Consider the following 16,595-nt stretch of genomic DNA (forward strand, 5'->3'; position numbering starts at 1 on the left):
ACCACGCAATGAACAAGACTTGTCCGATACCCATAGATGTCCTAGTCTGTTCTTATCAGTTTAACTCGAATAATTATCGCTGACATTTTAGCTAATCACTCATAAGTGCTACCAACATAAGAATGAACACGAGTAAAACGCCCGCTATTCTGATCGGTTTGACGCTATTGATTGTCATCAATATCAGCGGGGCGATGCTATTGAAAAAAACCCTCACACAGGCAAATGAGATTGACCACAACTTAGCCGCACAGGCTGAGCAGATTGGCCGTAGCATAGCCATTGCATGGCAATATCGACAACTTGACCGGAACCAAGAGCAGCGTAACCGGTTCGTGCAACAGCTTTTAACTATCGAACGGGTTGAAGCAACTTTATTTATTGATGCCGACGGCCAAACGATCGCCCGTTCAGGTGCCAACATTCCGCATGCACTCGTCGATACGTTTAAACAAACCGAGACCTATAGTGTTCGCCAGAATAATCTGCTCTATCTGTCACAGCCCATCACCGAACCAGATTACGGTTCAGGTGGTTTGACTGACGTCGCGGTGCCCCGAGGCTACATTATCCTCGGCTTAAACACTACGAGCACTGACCACCTGCGCGAACTGCTGTGCAGCTACGCCATTGGCGGTGCAGTATTGCTGGGATGTATCAATCTCATCCTTTTTATCTTCACCATTGGCTACTTTCGACGGCTAAGCATCTACCGCAATGCGCCTCCGGAAATACAGCAGCAATACGCCAAGGGCTATCGCCAATTAAAACACTCCATTGCAATGCAACAGCAAGCAATTGATCAGGCCCGTCAGGAGGCACTAAAAATAAGTGAAATAAAATCGCAATTTATCGCCAATATGAGCCATGAAATCCGCACACCACTCAACGCTATTATCGGCTTTACGGATTTACTTTTAAAATCACCGCTCGATGCTCGACAAATGGACTTTCTATCCACCATTAAAAAATCCTCTCTTGGACTGCTGCAAATCATTAATGACATTCTCGATTTTTCTAAAATTGAAGCGGGCAAGGTCGCCTTGGATGAAATTGCGCTTGATTTAAGAGAAATTATCGAAGATGTGCTAACCGTGTTAGCGCCCTCCGCCCATGAAAAGCAACTTGAATTAGTGGCAATTTATGCACCCAACCTACCCAATCAACTGCTCGCCGACCCGTTGCGTCTTAAACAAATTCTGACCAACCTAGTGAGTAATGCTATTAAGTTTACCCGCAAGGGCAGTATTGCCATACGTCTTGGGATGGAAGAAAAAACCGGTGATACCGCAATTTTTAAAATTAGCGTTACGGACACCGGCATCGGAATCGCCAAAGAAAAACAACAAAAATTATTTCAAGTCTTTAGCCAAGCTGACACCACCACGACACGGCAATTCGGTGGCTCCGGGCTTGGCTTAGTGATTGCGAAGCAACTGACAGAACAGATGAACGGGGAAATTGGCGTTAACAGCCAGCTAAATCATGGCGCTAATTTCTGGTTTACCTTCCATGCAAAAATTACTCAAAACCTCTCCAAAACAGGTAATTTTAATGCCTTGGTCGGTCGCCGTATTGCCCTTTACGATAGCCATCCACTGGTTCGAATGTCTTTATCTCAATTGCTGAAAGAATGGCAAATCGATGTCGTAACCACCGGAAACCTAGAAGAGCTAGAAGCGATAATAGAAAGCTCAGCTGAGACCACCGCCTTTGACGTCGCAATAATCAGCTTAAACTTCTCAGCTCTTAACAAACAGGATTACTGTTCGCTAGCCAATCAACTAGACACAAAATACCAGTGTCCTACTCTGTTGCTAAATTACACGGTAGAGGCCAACACCGCCCCAAGTGGACTGGTGGGCGGCGAGACGAAGATGCTATCAAAACCAATACGCTATCAGGAACTTTACCAAGCCTTAATGCAGCTCACGAACACGCATGAGCAGACCGCAAGCAACGCTCCACAGCCGCAGGAAAATGAGACCGTTCAATTTGACCGCCCTCCCAAAGTGCTGGTGGTCGATGATAATCCTGCAAATTTACAACTGGTTAGTTCGCTGTTGGGTGATATAGGTTCAACTGTTACTGAAGCCGACGGTGGTCTGCAGGCACTTGAGCAGTTAAAAGTCCACTCTTTTGACCTTATTTTTATGGATATTCAAATGCCCGGCATGGATGGCGTCGAAGTCACTCGCTTGATTCGGAGAAAGCCCAGCCTCTATCGTGATATCCCCATTATTGCCCTCACTGCACATGCCTTGGCTTCCGAAAAAAGTGAGCTGTTGCGTAACGGCATGGATGACTATCTGAGCAAACCGGTGACAGAACAACAATTGGTCGATACCATTTTGCAATGGACAGATATCAACCTCGTCAAAGTCCAACAACCATGCCCAAACAACACTCCGCCACCACCAACACAACCTTTCGAGTTACCCGTAGACCATGAGCTCGAAGCAACCACACCTATCGTTGATCTACCACTGGCTATCAAACTGGCGGGTGATAAAGAGGAGCTGGCGAAGGAACTATTTCAAATGCTGCTCAATAACCTGGACAAAGAGCTGAGCGATATTACCCAAACACTGCAAAAGAAAGATTTCAAAAATCTGTTATTTCAGGTGCATCGGTTACATGGTGCGGCGCGTTATTGCGGTGTACCCGCACTGCGAGATGCTGCAGAAGGCGCTGAAATAGCTCTGAAGCAACAGCGAACCGATGAAATTGATCAGCTCATCAGCCGCATAATATTTGAAAGTGAACAAATCAAGCTATGGGCAAAAAGCAATCCTTGGGCCAACTCTGCTAACTCTAATCCTTGAGGCTCAATGCTTAAAGTCCGGGCAATATTATTGAATCGGCAATTGCTCAAATCCACCATTGCACTTCCAGTCAATACACTAGTTCCTTTTAAACCAAGAAAAATTAGTTCTATTGGGCTAAACTGATGCTGTATAGTTGGCAACACCCGTGTTGTTCTGTAGCATTGCTGCAAAAGAATTTGAGGGTTTTATATACCAGCGGTACGTAAATTTACAGGCTAATAATCATAAGAGAGGGGCAGTTTATGGTGGTGCATACTAAAAGAGCGCTTGTATTAGCAATGTCAGTGGTATCAGCTGCGACATTGAGTTCATTGACTTCAGCCGCCGTGCTGGAAGAAGTGGTCGTTACAGCACAAAAACGAGAACAAAACCTTCAGGATGTCAGCGTCGCGGTTACCGCTTTTTCAGGAAACGCTTTACGTGAACTGAATATGACTAACAGCGTCGATATCGCCGGGCAAACACCTGGCCTCAATATCGGCACCCCCGTCGGCGAAGGCAACAACCCATCTATCACATTACGCGGTGTTGGTCTCAATGACTTCAACGACAACAATGAAGGCCCTATCGCCGTTTATCGCGATGAAATCTATCAATCTGCGATGCCGGGCTTGACCTTCCAACTGTTCGATATGGAACGTGTGGAAGTGCTGCGCGGCCCTCAGGGTACGCTCTATGGCCGTAACGCAACGGGTGGATTAGTACATTTCATTTCTAAGAAGCCGACCAAAGAAATGGAAGGTTATCTGGATTTAAGCTTGGCTGAATATAACCAAGTTAAATTTGAAGGCGCTATTGGCGGTAGTTTAACAGACGCAATCCAAGGCCGCGTATCGATCGCGACCAACGATCACGATGGTTATGTTGATAACCGCATCGGACCGGATGCCAATGAAGCAAACAGTTTTGCTTATCGTGTACAGTTGAATTTTGATCTGAGTGAAAACTTTAGTGCGTTGCTGAATGTGCATGGTGGTGAAACAGATACCGTTGCACCTAAATACCAACATGAACCAACCGACTTTGACGGTGACGGCGCAGCAGACCCTACCGATTTATATGGGTATGCAGACTCTGACGGCGATCCCTTTGAAGGTGACTATGACCGTAAAGGCGTTCTGGATATTGAAAGCGATGGTGTTTCACTGCAATTAAACTGGGCTGGCGAGAATGTTAAATTTGTATCTATCACAGGTATAGAAAATGTAGACAAAATACACCAGGAAGATACTGACATGGGTCCATTCGCAGCAATTGAGCCAACTTTTAAAGCGGACCTCGAACAGTTCAGCCAAGAATTCAGATTTAGCGGCGAAACGGAAAACATGAACTGGGTCGCTGGCGTCTACTATTTTGAGTCGGAAGCAGATAATTCACTTTACCTGGAAATCAATAACCCGGATGGGTTTGTCGACTTTTTGGAAAACTTACCAGAAGCAGATGGCGGATTCGAAGGCGGGTTAGGAGCTCTGGCTGGCTATATGCCGGGAGCAGACCCTGGTGCGCTCATTCCTTTCCTAACTTACGACGTTGGCTATGAGCAGGAAACCGAGTCACTAGGGGCATTTGGTCAGGTTGAATACAATTTAGCCGATAACTTAACCCTGATTGTGGGTTTACGTTATACCACTGAAGAACGCGACTTCGACTACGGAAACGCTTTCGGTGACAGAGATAGTAACGGCGTTATCGATAATGCAGATGGCGTGTTAACTAATTTCCTACAGGAATTAAGCACTCTGGATATGTTCCCGCCCAGTTGGTTTGCCTTTAAAGGAGATATTGATAACAGCAACGTATCTGGAAAAATAGGCCTCGACTTCAGACCTACCGACGATACATTGGTCTTTGTCAGTTATTCAAAAGGGTTTAAGAGTGGCGGATTTAATGGTGGTTTCTTGGATTTAACAGATGGTATCCTTCCAGAGAACACACCCTATGACGAAGAGATTCTAAATTCTTATGAAATCGGCATCAAGACTACATTGGCCGACGGGGCTTTACGCTTTAATGCTACGGCATTTTATTACGACTACCAAGATTACCAAGCTCTCACTTTTTCAGGGTTAAGTCAGTTTATTAATAACTCTGATGCCGAAGTTATGGGTTTGGATCTTGAAATGGTGTGGCTACCCAACGATAGCTGGGATATTAGCCTTGGTGCCAGCTTCCTAGACACAGAAGTTGACGAAGTCCTTGTGCAAGGAGCCAGTTTTAAAGGAACTGAAATGGTGCTAGCACCTGAATTCTCCTTTAATGGCCTAGTGCGTTTCCAAGCTACTGAAGCACTATCAATTCAGGTGGACTTTAACCATCAGGGCGAACACTACTTTGATATTACCAACAGTGATATTTCCAAAGAGGACTCCTATACCGTGTTCAACGCGCGCATTGGCTATAAGGTATCCGACAACCTTACCTTGGCCGCCTACGTGAAGAATCTGGCGGATGAGGAGTATCGTGTCTACACCTTTGACTTCACCGGTCCTGCTGGCTTTAACCAGCAGTTCTATGCGCCACCACGCTGGTGGGGTGTGAACGTCAACTATAGTTTCTAAAGCAGACTGCAAAAAGCCCCGGTTAGCTTACTAACCGGGGCTTTTTTGTGAGTCACAAAAAATTTTTCAGAAAGAGTCTTAACTCGCTGCCAGAATCAGCTGTTTCATCTCCCAAATCGCTTGCTTTAGCCCAGTAAAAACCGCGCGGGCAATAATAGCATGACCGATATTGAGTTCGTTAATGCCGGGTATGGCGGCTATTTCCTCAACGTTATGATAATGCAGGCCATGCCCAGCGTTCACCACTAAACCTTGCTTTAGAGCAAACGCAACACCATCGGAGATTCGACTCAGCTCTATCTGCCGTTGTTGTTCATTGGTTGCATCCGCATAATGCCCAGTATGGATTTCTATGGCGGCGGCGCCACAGCGCACTGCTGCCTCAATTTGTACGGGATCCGGGTCGATAAAAAGCGATACCTGTATTCCCTGAGTATTCAACTGTTGCGTCACCGCTTGCACTCTCGCTTCCTGTGAAGCCACATCCAAACCACCTTCTGTCGTCAATTCCTCGCGGCGTTCTGGCACCAGACAGCAATGCGCTGGATTGATCTTTACTGCAAATGCAACCATCTCATCAGTCGCCGCCATTTCCAAATTCATCCGCGTTTGCAGGATATCATTGAGCAGGATGACGTCTCTATCTTGGATATGCCGCTTGTCCTCACGCAAATGTACGGTAATACCATCAGCCCCCGCCTCCTCCGCCTCTATCGCGGCTTGAATCGGGTCGGGATAACGCGTACCACGCGCTTGCCGCAAAGTGGCGATATGATCAATATTGACACCCAGTAACACTCTATTCTTGTCGTTCATAATTCGGACCTTTTTTCTTAAATAGCTCTCTGCTGCGAAGCGTACGGTTGCCGAGCAAAGGAGTAAAGGCCAAACGCATTAATCGTTTGGCCGCGCGCAGTTGGTCTAAATCGTCCAGCTGATTTTTTGCTATTGCCAACAAGCTTTCTGCTTTAAAACATCGCGCAAATTGTGCTGGCTGAGGTTCATCCACCAGTTCAATAAATTGGCCATCTGCGGCGTAATAGTAAATTAAATTTGAATTCTTCAGGTCAGCCTTTTCGACATCCTGCCCCTGTAGCGAAGGAAAGGGAATACCATAGCCTAACTCTTCCAGTAAGTGCTTTTCAAAATATCTTAGCGCTGGTTCTATGTCGTTCTGCGTGGCGAGCTGTTGTACCAATATTTCGTATCGATTGAACAGTTGTTCACAATGATCCTGCGTCTTAAGCAAATTGACCAGTAGTTCATTGACGTACATACCGCTGAACAGCGCGTTACCATGCAACATCAAACGTGTATATTGATCTTCAACCGCGACCAAGTTCTTTAACTCGGTCTTGCCCTGCCAGGAAACCAAAATTCTGCCAAAGGGCTGTAAGATAGGTTGACGGCTAGCTTTACCCCCTCTTGCGCCTTTAGCAATTGCGCTGACACGGCCATATTGAGGAGTAATAAAATCCACCAGCATGCTGGTCTCGCGGTAGGGCCGCGTGTGCAGAACATAGGCAGGTTGCAGCTCAACCTTACTAAACATTTTTTAGGATTCGCTGGCCACTGATTTTGGCCCACTGACAGGTCAAACTAAACCATAGGTTACATATCGTCATAACCCAAACTTCGCAAAGCACGATCACTATCGGACCAACCTGATTTTACCTTAATCCAGAGCGTGAGCATCACCTTCGAATCAAAGAGTTTTTCCATATCTAAACGCGCATCACGACCAATGGCTTTTATTTGCTCACCCTTTTTACCAATAATAATTTTTTTCTGGCCTTCTCGTTCAACCAGAATCAGAGCCCGAATAGTCACAAGCTTTTTATCGCGTTTAAACTCTTCGATTTCCACGGCGACCTGGTAGGGAATTTCGTCCCCTAGGCGGCGCATAATTTTTTCACGCACTAATTCCGCCGCCATAAAGCGTTCACTGCGATCCGTCACCTGATCTTCCGGGAAGTAGTGCGTGCCTTCAGATAAACGTTTGGCTATTTCCTTCTCCAGGGCTTCAACATTATCGCCATTTAAAGCAGCTATCGGGAGTATTTCAGCGAAGGACATTTTGCTCGAAAGCTGTTGAATCCAGGGTAATAATTTGTCCTTATCCGCAACCTGATCAACTTTATTCAGCGCTAAAATAACGGGACATTGAATTTGTTTAATTTTCTCCAGCACTAGCTCATCTTCATCGGTCCAGGCGGTACGTTCAATAACAAACACCACCAAATCAACATCACGTAACGCACTGGATGCTGCTCGATTCATATAGCGATTGAGGGCATGCTTTTTGTCCTTATGCAAACCAGGCGTATCCACGTAGATAACCTGTGAATCCGCAACGGTTTTAACACCCAATATTTGATGGCGGGTGGTTTGCGGCTTGCGCGAGGTAATACTGATTTTCTGACCAAGAATGCGATTCAACAGCGTTGATTTGCCCACATTGGGCCGCCCTACAATGGCGACATAGCCGGATTTACCCTGCTTAACGGTGAACTGGAAATTATTATTTGACATGGTTTAGTTTAACATCTCGATAGCGGAGCTAACTAGCTCAAAGCTCGGCGCTTTAAATAAGACAAGAGAGGATTCTGTACTTTTTTCTAACCTCCAAAAAGGATGATTAGTTAGTTTTTTTTGCTTGAGCATCGTGCTTGATTGCGATAATTGCCTGACGTGCAGCATGCTGCTCTGCCTGCCGTTTGCTGTTACCTGTTCCTACCAAGGGTTGGTCTAGTAACGGTACTTCGCAGATGACCTCAAATACCTGTTGATGTTCTTTACCATGGGTGGCTTGAACCTGGTAGCTAGGTAACGGCTGTTTGCGCGCCTGCAGGTATTCTTGAAGTAACGTTTTAGCGTCTTTTTGATTATCCTCTATCGATAGGTTACTGAGGCGCTCCTCAAACCAGGACAGCACCTGCTGCTTACAAGTTTCACTGTCTGAGTCTAAGTAAATTGCTCCGATCAGGGCCTCCATCGCATCTGCCAAGATCGAATCACGACGATGGCCGCCACTCTTCATTTCACCCTGTCCAAGATTGAGGTAATCACCCAACTGAAACTCGCGCGCAATCTTTGCCAGAGTTACACCTTTGACAAGGCTCGCGCGCAACCGACTCATCTCACCCTCTTTCGCTCGGGGAAAACGTTGAAAAATCGCTTCAGCAATCACCCAGCCCAGAATGGAATCGCCTAAAAATTCAAAGCGCTCATTATTATTTTTGCCCGCGCTGCTGTGCGTTAGGGCTGTCCTGAGAAGAGCTGGATCGCGGAATTGGTAATTAATGTCGCGTGATAATTTTTCTATATCTGGCTTCACTGTTTCTGCACGAAATGATGTTCAAATTTGGCGACAATATCGAGGTTATACACTACGGGTACACGGGCTTCATATACAACATCAATCAGCAGTTCACCTTTATTCTTGGTGATAACAATTTCATCATCCAGCAGATCGCGAGTGTAGTCGGCCGTCAGCTTCCGGCGCAATATATTGCGTATATTAGGCTTGGGAGAGTCGTAAAGCTCTTTCTCATCCTGCAAAGTCGATAGCGCTTTGCCAATTGCATAATCATCAATATACAGAGGGATAAGTTTCATCGCTAGCAGCATCCCCCCTACAACCAATATCACGACCAACAGCATCCCCAGCGAGCTTAACCCGGTTTGTCTTTTTAATATCACTGTCATGTCCTCAATATCATGGGTATTGCAAGTCGGCAGTCGAACACCCCGTATTCAACCATCCGTCAGTTAACTTTAGTCTATCGATCCAACGTGCGCAAAACTGGGCAGGCTCCAGAATTTATCCCAATGCATCCAAACCAATACCGCGCGACCCACCACCAGCTGATCCGGTACGAAACCCCAATAACGGCTGTCGTTACTATTATCACGATTATCACCCATCATAAAATAGTGCCCCTCGGGAACAACCCACTCGCCTGAATCAAAGGCCGGCGCCATATTTTTGTAGATACTGTGATTGACCTCACCCAATTGCTCCTGTAGCAACTGAATGCGCGGACTGGCTGGCGGTAACTGTGCAACCAACGCCTGTGCCATTGGCTCATCATTAATAAATAACTGCTTATTTTGGTATTTAATGCGGTCTCCGGGTAGACCTATCACACGCTTAATATAGTTGATTTTATGGTTTTCAGGAAACTTGAAAACCATCACATCCCCACGTTCGGGCTCGTTAATAGAGATCACTTTGGTTCCTAACACCGGCAAACGTAAACCATAGTGGTACTTATTCACTAGGATAAAATCACCAATTTGTAAGGTAGGCAACATAGAGCCAGACGGAATTTGGAAGGGTTCATAAAGGAATGAACGCAATACTAGTACAATAAAGAGCACCGGAAAAAAGGATTTAGCATATTCGACCAACGCAGGCTCTTGACTCGATTCATCTCCTGATCGTTTTTTTCGAGTCGGTGCCAGCCAAATAATGTCCAATAGCCAAATCGCGCCAGTGATTAACACGGCTGACACCAGTATTAGTGGAAAATCTATTTCCATGGGTTAACTCCCGCCCTATTCATTTTACACAGTTAGTCTCTGAGTAGGTTATTGGATAACGGCAACCTGCCCGTCTATTTGTCTACCTTTAACACCGCCAGAAAGGCATCCTGTGGAATTTCCACGCGGCCCACTTGTTTCATGCGTTTCTTGCCTTCTTTCTGCTTTTGCAACAATTTCTTTTTACGACTAACGTCACCGCCATAGCATTTAGCCGTCACGTTTTTACGCAGCGCCTTAACGGTTTGGCGTGCAACAATTTGATTGCCAACCGCTGCCTGTATCGCAACATCAAACATTTGCCGGGGAATTAATTCTTTCATTTTCTCCGTCAGCAGACGACTGTGATTGCGAATATCCTCGCGATGAATAATCAGCGCTAATGCGTCTACTTTTTCACCATTAATCAATATATCCAATCTGACTAGGCTGGCTGGTTCAAAGCGTTTAAAACTATAGTCCAAAGAGGCATAGCCACGACTGACGGATTTTAAACGATCAAAAAAGTCTAGCACGACCTCATTCATCGGCAATTCATAGGTGACAGAGACCTGCCCACCCAAGAACTGCATGTCTTTCTGCACACCCCGTTTTTCGACACAAAGTGTGATGACACTGCCCAAATGTGTTTGTGGCACCAAAATATGTGCTTCGACAATAGGCTCACGCATCTCTTGAATCGATGCTGGATCTGGCAGTTTTGAGGGGTTATCAACCAAAATGACTTCACCCTTATTGTTAACCACCTCATACACCACCGTCGGCGCAGTCGTAATAAGGTCCAGATCATATTCCCGCTCCAGACGTTCCTGGACGATTTCCATATGCAGCATACCCAAAAAACCACAACGAAAGCCAAACCCCAAGGCATCAGAACTTTCTGGCTCATAAAACAATGAAGCATCATTGAGACTAAGCTTTGCTAATGCATCACGGAAATCTTCATAATCATCCGCACTGACCGGAAACATTCCTGCATAGACCTGCGGCTTTACCTTTTGAAACCCTGGCAACGCCTTAGTATCAGGTGCCTTTGCCGATACCAGGGTATCGCCAACTGGCGCACCAGAAATGTCCTTAATACCCGCCACCAAAAAGCCCACTTCACCCGCTTGCAAAATACCTGTTTCCAGACGTTTAGGAGTGAATACGCCAACACCATCGACCTGGTAAGCGAGCCCAGTAGACTTCACCAAAATCTTATCTTTCTTGCGCAGCACACCTTGACGTACACGCACTAAAGACACAATTCCGAGGTAGTTATCAAACCAGGAATCGATAATCAGTGCCTGCAATGGTGCATTTCTATCACCCTGTGGTGGCGGCACCAACTTGACAATTTGCTCCAGTACATCCTCGATACCCATACCGCTTTTGGCACTGACATGAACCGCCTCATGGGCATCAATGCCAATCACTTCTTCAATTTCACGCATTACCCGCTCCGGCTCAGCCTGCGGAAGATCCATCTTATTCAATACCGGCACCACTTCCAGCCCTTGCTCAATCGCGGTATAGCAATTGGCGACCGATTGTGCCTCTACGCCCTGCGCGGCGTCCACTACCAATAATGCGCCTTCACAGGATGCCAAGGAGCGCGAGACTTCATAGGAAAAATCTACATGTCCCGGAGTATCAATGAAATTGAGCTGATAAGTATTGCCATCCTTAGCGGCATAATGAAGCGTTACGCTCTGCGCTTTAATAGTAATACCGCGCTCACGCTCAATATCCATCGAGTCCAGTACCTGCGCGGACATTTCACGCACGCTTAAGCCACCACAGTGTTGGATAAAGCGATCAGCTAGGGTTGATTTGCCATGGTCAATGTGGGCAATTATCGAAAAGTTGCGGATGTGTTTCAGTTCGCTCACTAATATGATTCTATTAGAAAATTGGGGAGGCAAGTCTACATGATTTGCAGACAGAGCGCTATTTCAAAGGCTGTCAAATCAGTTGCTATTTTCGCGCTCTCACTGGGCGGTAAATTATGATTTACGGATTGCTTAGGAAATGCCAGCACCGCCTTTTTAGGGTCAGCGCTGGCATTACATCAGTTGAACACTATCGATTATTTAGTGATTTTTAAGGGTAAAAATATAGGTCGTCCACTTCTCACGATGCGCACCGGCACGGCCTTTCCGGCTTCAAGGCCGTCAACTAACTCCTCAAACATCTTGACTGAAACGACTTGTTCGCCGTCTAGCATGGTGATGATATCACCGCGACGCAACCCCGCCTGAGCAGCATCGCCACGCTCCACCTGGAGGATGATCACTCCTTCGGAGATACCGGACTTTGATTCGATCTGTTCAGATAAATCCGCAACCGTCATACCCAACCGAGTTACGCGCTCATCACCTGGCTTCTTGTTAGCGATCTGTCCAGGATCCTCCGGTAAATCACCCACTTTTACCGTCAGAGTTTTCATTATGCCATTGCGGACAATTTGCATTGGCACTTTGCTGCCGGCTTTAGTGGTGCCGACGACATGAGGCAAGTCCGCCGACAGTTCTATTTCCTTATCACCAAATTTGGTAATAATGTCGCCTTCGCGTAACCCGGCATCCTGGGCTGGACTATTTTCTAACACTTCCGCCACCAATGCACCAGCCGCCTTTTTCAAACCGAAGGATTCCGCCAGCTCTTTATTAACCTCTTGGATAACCACGCCTAACCAGCCTCGGCTGACATGTCCTTTGTCCTTGAGCTGCTCAACAACATCCATCGCCACGCTCATAGGAATGGCAAAGGACAGCCCCATAAAGCCACCAGAGCGGGTATATATTTGGGAATTGATACCAACCACTTCACCATCCATATTGAAGAGAGGGCCGCCAGAATTACCAGGATTAATAGCCACATCAGTTTGAATAAAGGGAACATAGCTATCGCTAGGTAAACTACGATCAATCGCACTCACGATACCTGCAGTGACGGAGTAATCAAAGCCGAAGGGCGAACCAATCGCCATCACCCATTCCCCCACCTTCAGCTTGTCAGAATTCCCAAGTTTTACGACAGGAAGATCTTTTGCATCGATTTTCAGTAAAGCTAAATCTGAGCGGGCGTCGCTACCAATTAATTCAGCTTCAAGTTCTCGCCTATCAATCAGCCGTACCAGGATATGGTCCGCACCCTCGACAACATGATTATTGGTTAAAATATAACCATCCTTGGAAATGATAAAACCAGAACCAAGTGAACGCTTATTACCTTGATCCGGGCCTTGACGGCGCGGAAACCTATCATCACCAAAAAAGCGCCGGAACAATTCCGGCATTTGCTGCCTTGGGTCAACCCCACGATCAGAAGAACGCTGGCTGTCCGCGTCTTGACTGGTACTGATATTAACTACAGCGGGCTTAAGCGCCTCCACCAATTCAGTAAAATCAGGTAAAGAGCGTGCCTGCGCGCCGGTTATCAGGCCAAGGCTCATCACGCAGATAGCGACAAAGGCGGTCAGCCACGTTTGCGGGAGAGATAAGTTTCGATGCATAGAAAACTCCAAAATCTATTATTACTGACGGAAGCGTTAAAATTGATGTGTCGGTTATGATAATTAACGAACTAGTCAGAGGCTTGAAACCACTATTAGTTCCATCTATGAGTGCTAGGGGTTCCCGACACAACCGCCGTTTACTTATTCTGACACCTTCACCGGCGGACCCACTTCCGGTTTCGGCCAAGCGGTTAATATCGCTTTAATCAGGGTAGCCAAAGGTATAGCAAAAAACACGCCCCACAGGCCCCACAACCCACCAAAGAAAAGTACAGCGATAATAATGGCTACCGGATGAAGATTAACCACCTCTGAAAACAAAAAAGGCACCAGCAAGTTCCCGTCCAAAGTCTGGATAATGCCGTATACCAACATCAAGTAAAAAAACTCTGTCGACCAACCCCATTGAAAAATACCGATCAACGCTACAGGTATTGTGACTACGGCAGCACCGATGTAAGGGATAATAACCGACAACCCCACCAATATTGCAAGCAGCGCCGCATAGTTAAGCCCCATGAGGGAAAAGGCAATGTAAGTAACCACTCCAACCAGAATAATTTCGATCACCTTGCCACGAATGTAATTGGCAATTTGCTGATTCATTTCCACCCAAATCTGGCTCAACAGCCTTCTTTCTCTAGGTAACATGGATGAAAACCAACCTAGAATCACGACGCGATCCTTGAGGAAAAAGAACACTAGAATAGGCACAATGACTAAATAGATGATAAAACCAACCAAGTTAAGAATACTTGATAACGAATAGGAAACCACCCACTGACCCAATTCTTTCGTATGATTACGGGCATCTACGATCCAATCTTTTATCTGGGCTTCTGAAATAAGCTGAGGGTACTTTTCCGGCAATCCAAGCAGAATATCCTGACCATCGTTTAACATTCTTGGTAATTCAGCGAAAAGATTGGACAACTGGTTCCAAATCAGCGGTAGTAATAAAAATATGAACGCAAACAATAGGCCCAAAAATAGAATAAAAACAATCGATACAGCAAGCAAATGAGGCACTCGATACTTTCTCAGTTGCGCCACAATCCCTTGCATTATGAACGCTAATATCAGGCCAACAAATACGGGCCCCAGCATATCGCCAAAACTCAGCACCAAGACAAATAAGACGGTCAGCAGTAAAAATAACACCAGTGCTTCTTCATCGGAAAAATATCGGTGTACCCAACTTTTCACTACCTTTAACATATTCTATTCCCGCCTATACGCACCTTAACTTCCCTTTCTGAGCAGATAGATAAACACACCAGCGTTTTCATGAAAATTGAGCATTTCATGACAACTCTGCTGAGCAAACACTTTAAAGTCTCTCTCTGAACCAGGATCGGTAGCATGCACTTCGAGCACTTCGCCTACCGCCATTTCATTCAATGCCTTTTTTGCCTTCAGCAAAGGCAGCGGGCAACGTAGTTGCGTCGCATCCAATCGCCTTGTCACTTCTACCATACGAATTCCCATCACCAATTTGACCCGCAAGCATACAATAATTCATTAGAATGCTATAGCATAGGATCACATTATACTGAGTGATCAGACAGAAACTATTGAACCCAAACTCCCTGACTAATGTCACACTAGCGATGTCAACGCCAATAACAGTAGGATGATCGAATCGATTGAAAAATATAGCCCGTCGCATCAAACAACTATTCTCTTCACCCTGTTCAATCATAGTGATTGTCGTTCTACTCTTCGCCCCGAATTTGACAACATTTGCCAACTCAGGTGAATTGCCCTCTTTAGGCGATTCCGCGTCCGGCACGGTATCTCCGGAAAAGGAGCACCGACTGGGCCGAGCTTGGTTGCGTGCTCTGCGCAGCCGCACCCCGATCATGTCTGATCCGCTGGTTCATGATTATGTCGAGTACCTGCTCTACCGGCTGGCAGAGCATAGTCAACTACAAGATCGTCGATTGGAACTCGTCATCATTAAAAGTCCCGCGCTAAATGCCTTTGCTGTCCCAGGCGGTATCGTCGGGGTAAACGCAGGTCTCTTTATTAACGCGCAGACAGAACAAGAATTCTCGTCTGTTATTGCGCACGAACTGGCGCACCTTAGTCAACGCCATTATTCCAGAAATGTAGATGAGGCAAGGCGTAAACAAATACCGAGCATGGCCGCACTCCTCGCCAGTGTCGTGATCGCTGCCACTGTCGGTGGCGATGCCGGAATTGCCGCGATGACAGCAACCCAAGCCGCTTTACTACAAGGACAATTGCGCTTTAGTCGGCAAAATGAACAGGAAGCTGATCGTATCGGCTTATTGACCATGGTCAACGCAGGCATGGATCCACAAGCCATGGCTAGCATGTTTGAGCGCATGCTCGCTACGCAGCGGCTCCTGGGATCCAGACCCCCTGAGTTTTTATTGACACACCCAGTTACCGAGTCACGAGTCGCTGACGCCCGCAGCCGCGCCTCTCAGTTCCCGAAAGGCGAATACCAGGATCAGATTGAATACTATCTAATGCGTAATCGTATCCTGCTTACCTTTGAGTCCACTGTCGGATACACGATAAAGCAGTTCGAAGCGGAATTAGATAACCCGAAGCCGACCATAGCAAAGGCAGCTCGTTACGGCCTAGCGCTGGCCTACAAAAAATCCCACCAGGAAGACAAAGCCAACGCGATGCTAGCACCATTGCTGGCGGAAGAGCCTAACCGAATTAGCTACCTGATCGCCTTTGCGGAAATAAATCAAGCATCTAATAAGCTGAAAGAAGTGGAGACGTTGCTGAAGAAAAACTTGGGGCTGTCTCCCAACAATCACTCACTGTCACTTTATTTGGCTAAAAATCTTAATCTTCAGCAAAGGTATCAGGAATCAGAGGCCATCTTGTTGGAACTCAGTAAAGAGCGCCCCAATGATCCAAACGTATGGTATGAACTAGCCGAGATTCATGGCCTGAGCGGCAATATTCTGGGCGTGCACCAAGCGCGCGCCGAGTACTTTATTCTTACCGGAAATATGGACCGTGCCACTGAGCAGCTTGATTTTGCCCGAATTAAAGCGGGTGGCAACTATCAGCTCAGCGCAAAAATTAACCAGCGTTTAAAGGACGTGCAGAATTACAGAGAAGAATTAAAAAACTTTTAACATCTCTCATTAACGTATTAACCTCTATAACTCA

General features: G+C 46.4%; 13 protein-coding genes. 3 read left to right on the top strand and 10 right to left on the bottom strand.

What is annotated here, in order from left to right; translation table 11 throughout:
* The first annotated feature begins 122 nt into the window (after nucleotides 1–122).
* Together H6995_09600 and H6995_09605 are read left to right on the top strand one after the other, a co-directional pair.
* A complete protein-coding gene (locus H6995_09600) occupies nucleotides 123–2,825 on the top strand; it encodes a response regulator (protein ID MCP5215248.1) in 2,703 nt (900 codons plus the stop codon).
* Nucleotides 2,826–3,070: 245 nt separating this feature from the next.
* Entirely contained in the window at nucleotides 3,071–5,386 is a 2,316-nt protein-coding gene (locus H6995_09605; GenBank protein MCP5215249.1) for a TonB-dependent receptor, read from the top strand.
* 78 nt (nucleotides 5,387–5,464) lie between these two features.
* Here the strand turns inward: H6995_09605 and pdxJ are convergent, their stop codons facing one another.
* From pdxJ to H6995_09655, 10 genes are all read right to left on the bottom strand, one after another.
* The gene (pdxJ, locus tag H6995_09610; GenBank protein ID MCP5215250.1) at nucleotides 5,465–6,202 is read right to left on the bottom strand and encodes a pyridoxine 5'-phosphate synthase; all 738 of its coding nucleotides are present in this window, start codon (nucleotides 6,200–6,202) and stop codon (nucleotides 5,465–5,467) included.
* Nucleotides 6,186–6,938, bottom strand: a complete 753-nt coding sequence (gene recO, locus H6995_09615) for a DNA repair protein RecO (protein MCP5215251.1) — start codon at nucleotides 6,936–6,938, stop codon at nucleotides 6,186–6,188. The genes pdxJ and recO overlap by 17 nt, the downstream gene beginning before the upstream one ends.
* 59 nt (nucleotides 6,939–6,997) lie before the next feature.
* Nucleotides 6,998–7,918, bottom strand: a complete 921-nt coding sequence (gene era / locus H6995_09620; protein MCP5215252.1) for a GTPase Era — start codon at nucleotides 7,916–7,918, stop codon at nucleotides 6,998–7,000.
* 106 nt (nucleotides 7,919–8,024) lie between these two features.
* Entirely contained in the window at nucleotides 8,025–8,723 is a 699-nt protein-coding gene (gene rnc, locus H6995_09625) for a ribonuclease III (protein ID MCP5215253.1), read from the bottom strand.
* Entirely contained in the window at nucleotides 8,720–9,088 is a 369-nt protein-coding gene (locus tag H6995_09630) for a DUF4845 domain-containing protein (GenBank protein ID MCP5215254.1), read from the bottom strand. The genes rnc and H6995_09630 overlap by 4 nt, the downstream gene beginning before the upstream one ends.
* A 75-nt stretch (nucleotides 9,089–9,163) precedes the next feature.
* The gene (lepB, locus tag H6995_09635) at nucleotides 9,164–9,931 is read right to left on the bottom strand and encodes a signal peptidase I (protein ID MCP5215255.1); all 768 of its coding nucleotides are present in this window, start codon (nucleotides 9,929–9,931) and stop codon (nucleotides 9,164–9,166) included.
* Between the two features lie 74 nt (nucleotides 9,932–10,005).
* Nucleotides 10,006–11,805: an elongation factor 4 gene (gene lepA / locus H6995_09640; protein MCP5215256.1), complete on the bottom strand. Its 1,800-nt coding sequence runs from the start codon at nucleotides 11,803–11,805 to the stop codon at nucleotides 10,006–10,008.
* Between the two features lie 197 nt (nucleotides 11,806–12,002).
* The gene (locus tag H6995_09645; protein MCP5215257.1) at nucleotides 12,003–13,430 is read right to left on the bottom strand and encodes a DegQ family serine endoprotease; all 1,428 of its coding nucleotides are present in this window, start codon (nucleotides 13,428–13,430) and stop codon (nucleotides 12,003–12,005) included.
* Between the two features lie 144 nt (nucleotides 13,431–13,574).
* Entirely contained in the window at nucleotides 13,575–14,651 is a 1,077-nt protein-coding gene (locus H6995_09650; GenBank protein ID MCP5215258.1) for an AI-2E family transporter, read from the bottom strand.
* 24 nt (nucleotides 14,652–14,675) lie between these two features.
* A complete protein-coding gene (locus H6995_09655) occupies nucleotides 14,676–14,909 on the bottom strand; it encodes a sulfurtransferase TusA family protein (protein ID MCP5215259.1) in 234 nt (77 codons plus the stop codon).
* Nucleotides 14,910–15,130: 221 nt separating this feature from the next.
* Between H6995_09655 and H6995_09660 the strand changes: the two genes are divergently transcribed.
* Nucleotides 15,131–16,561 (top strand): M48 family metallopeptidase, encoded by a 1,431-nt coding sequence (locus tag H6995_09660; protein ID MCP5215260.1) that lies wholly within the window; start codon nucleotides 15,131–15,133, stop codon nucleotides 16,559–16,561.
* The last annotated feature ends 34 nt before the right edge of the window (nucleotides 16,562–16,595 follow it).

This window comes from Pseudomonadales bacterium (assembly GCA_024234615.1).
GTDB lineage: Bacteria > Pseudomonadota > Gammaproteobacteria > Pseudomonadales > IMCC2047 > JAJFKB01.

Bases quoted from the DNA above. Each gene is read 5' to 3' on its own strand.
- era (MCP5215252.1), bottom strand. From the start codon at position 7,918: ATGTCAAATAATAATTTCCAGTTCACCGTTAAGCAGGGTAAATCCGGC.
- H6995_09605 (MCP5215249.1), top strand. From the start codon at position 3,071: ATGGTGGTGCATACTAAAAGAGCGCTTGTATTAGCAATGTCAGTGGTA.
- H6995_09600 (MCP5215248.1), top strand. From the start codon at position 123: ATGAACACGAGTAAAACGCCCGCTATTCTGATCGGTTTGACGCTATTG.
- lepB (MCP5215255.1), bottom strand. From the start codon at position 9,931: ATGGAAATAGATTTTCCACTAATACTGGTGTCAGCCGTGTTAATCACT.
- pdxJ (MCP5215250.1), bottom strand. From the start codon at position 6,202: ATGAACGACAAGAATAGAGTGTTACTGGGTGTCAATATTGATCATATC.
- H6995_09650 (MCP5215258.1), bottom strand. From the start codon at position 14,651: ATGTTAAAGGTAGTGAAAAGTTGGGTACACCGATATTTTTCCGATGAA.
- recO (MCP5215251.1), bottom strand. From the start codon at position 6,938: ATGTTTAGTAAGGTTGAGCTGCAACCTGCCTATGTTCTGCACACGCGG.
- H6995_09655 (MCP5215259.1), bottom strand. From the start codon at position 14,909: ATGGTAGAAGTGACAAGGCGATTGGATGCGACGCAACTACGTTGCCCG.
- H6995_09645 (MCP5215257.1), bottom strand. From the start codon at position 13,430: ATGCATCGAAACTTATCTCTCCCGCAAACGTGGCTGACCGCCTTTGTC.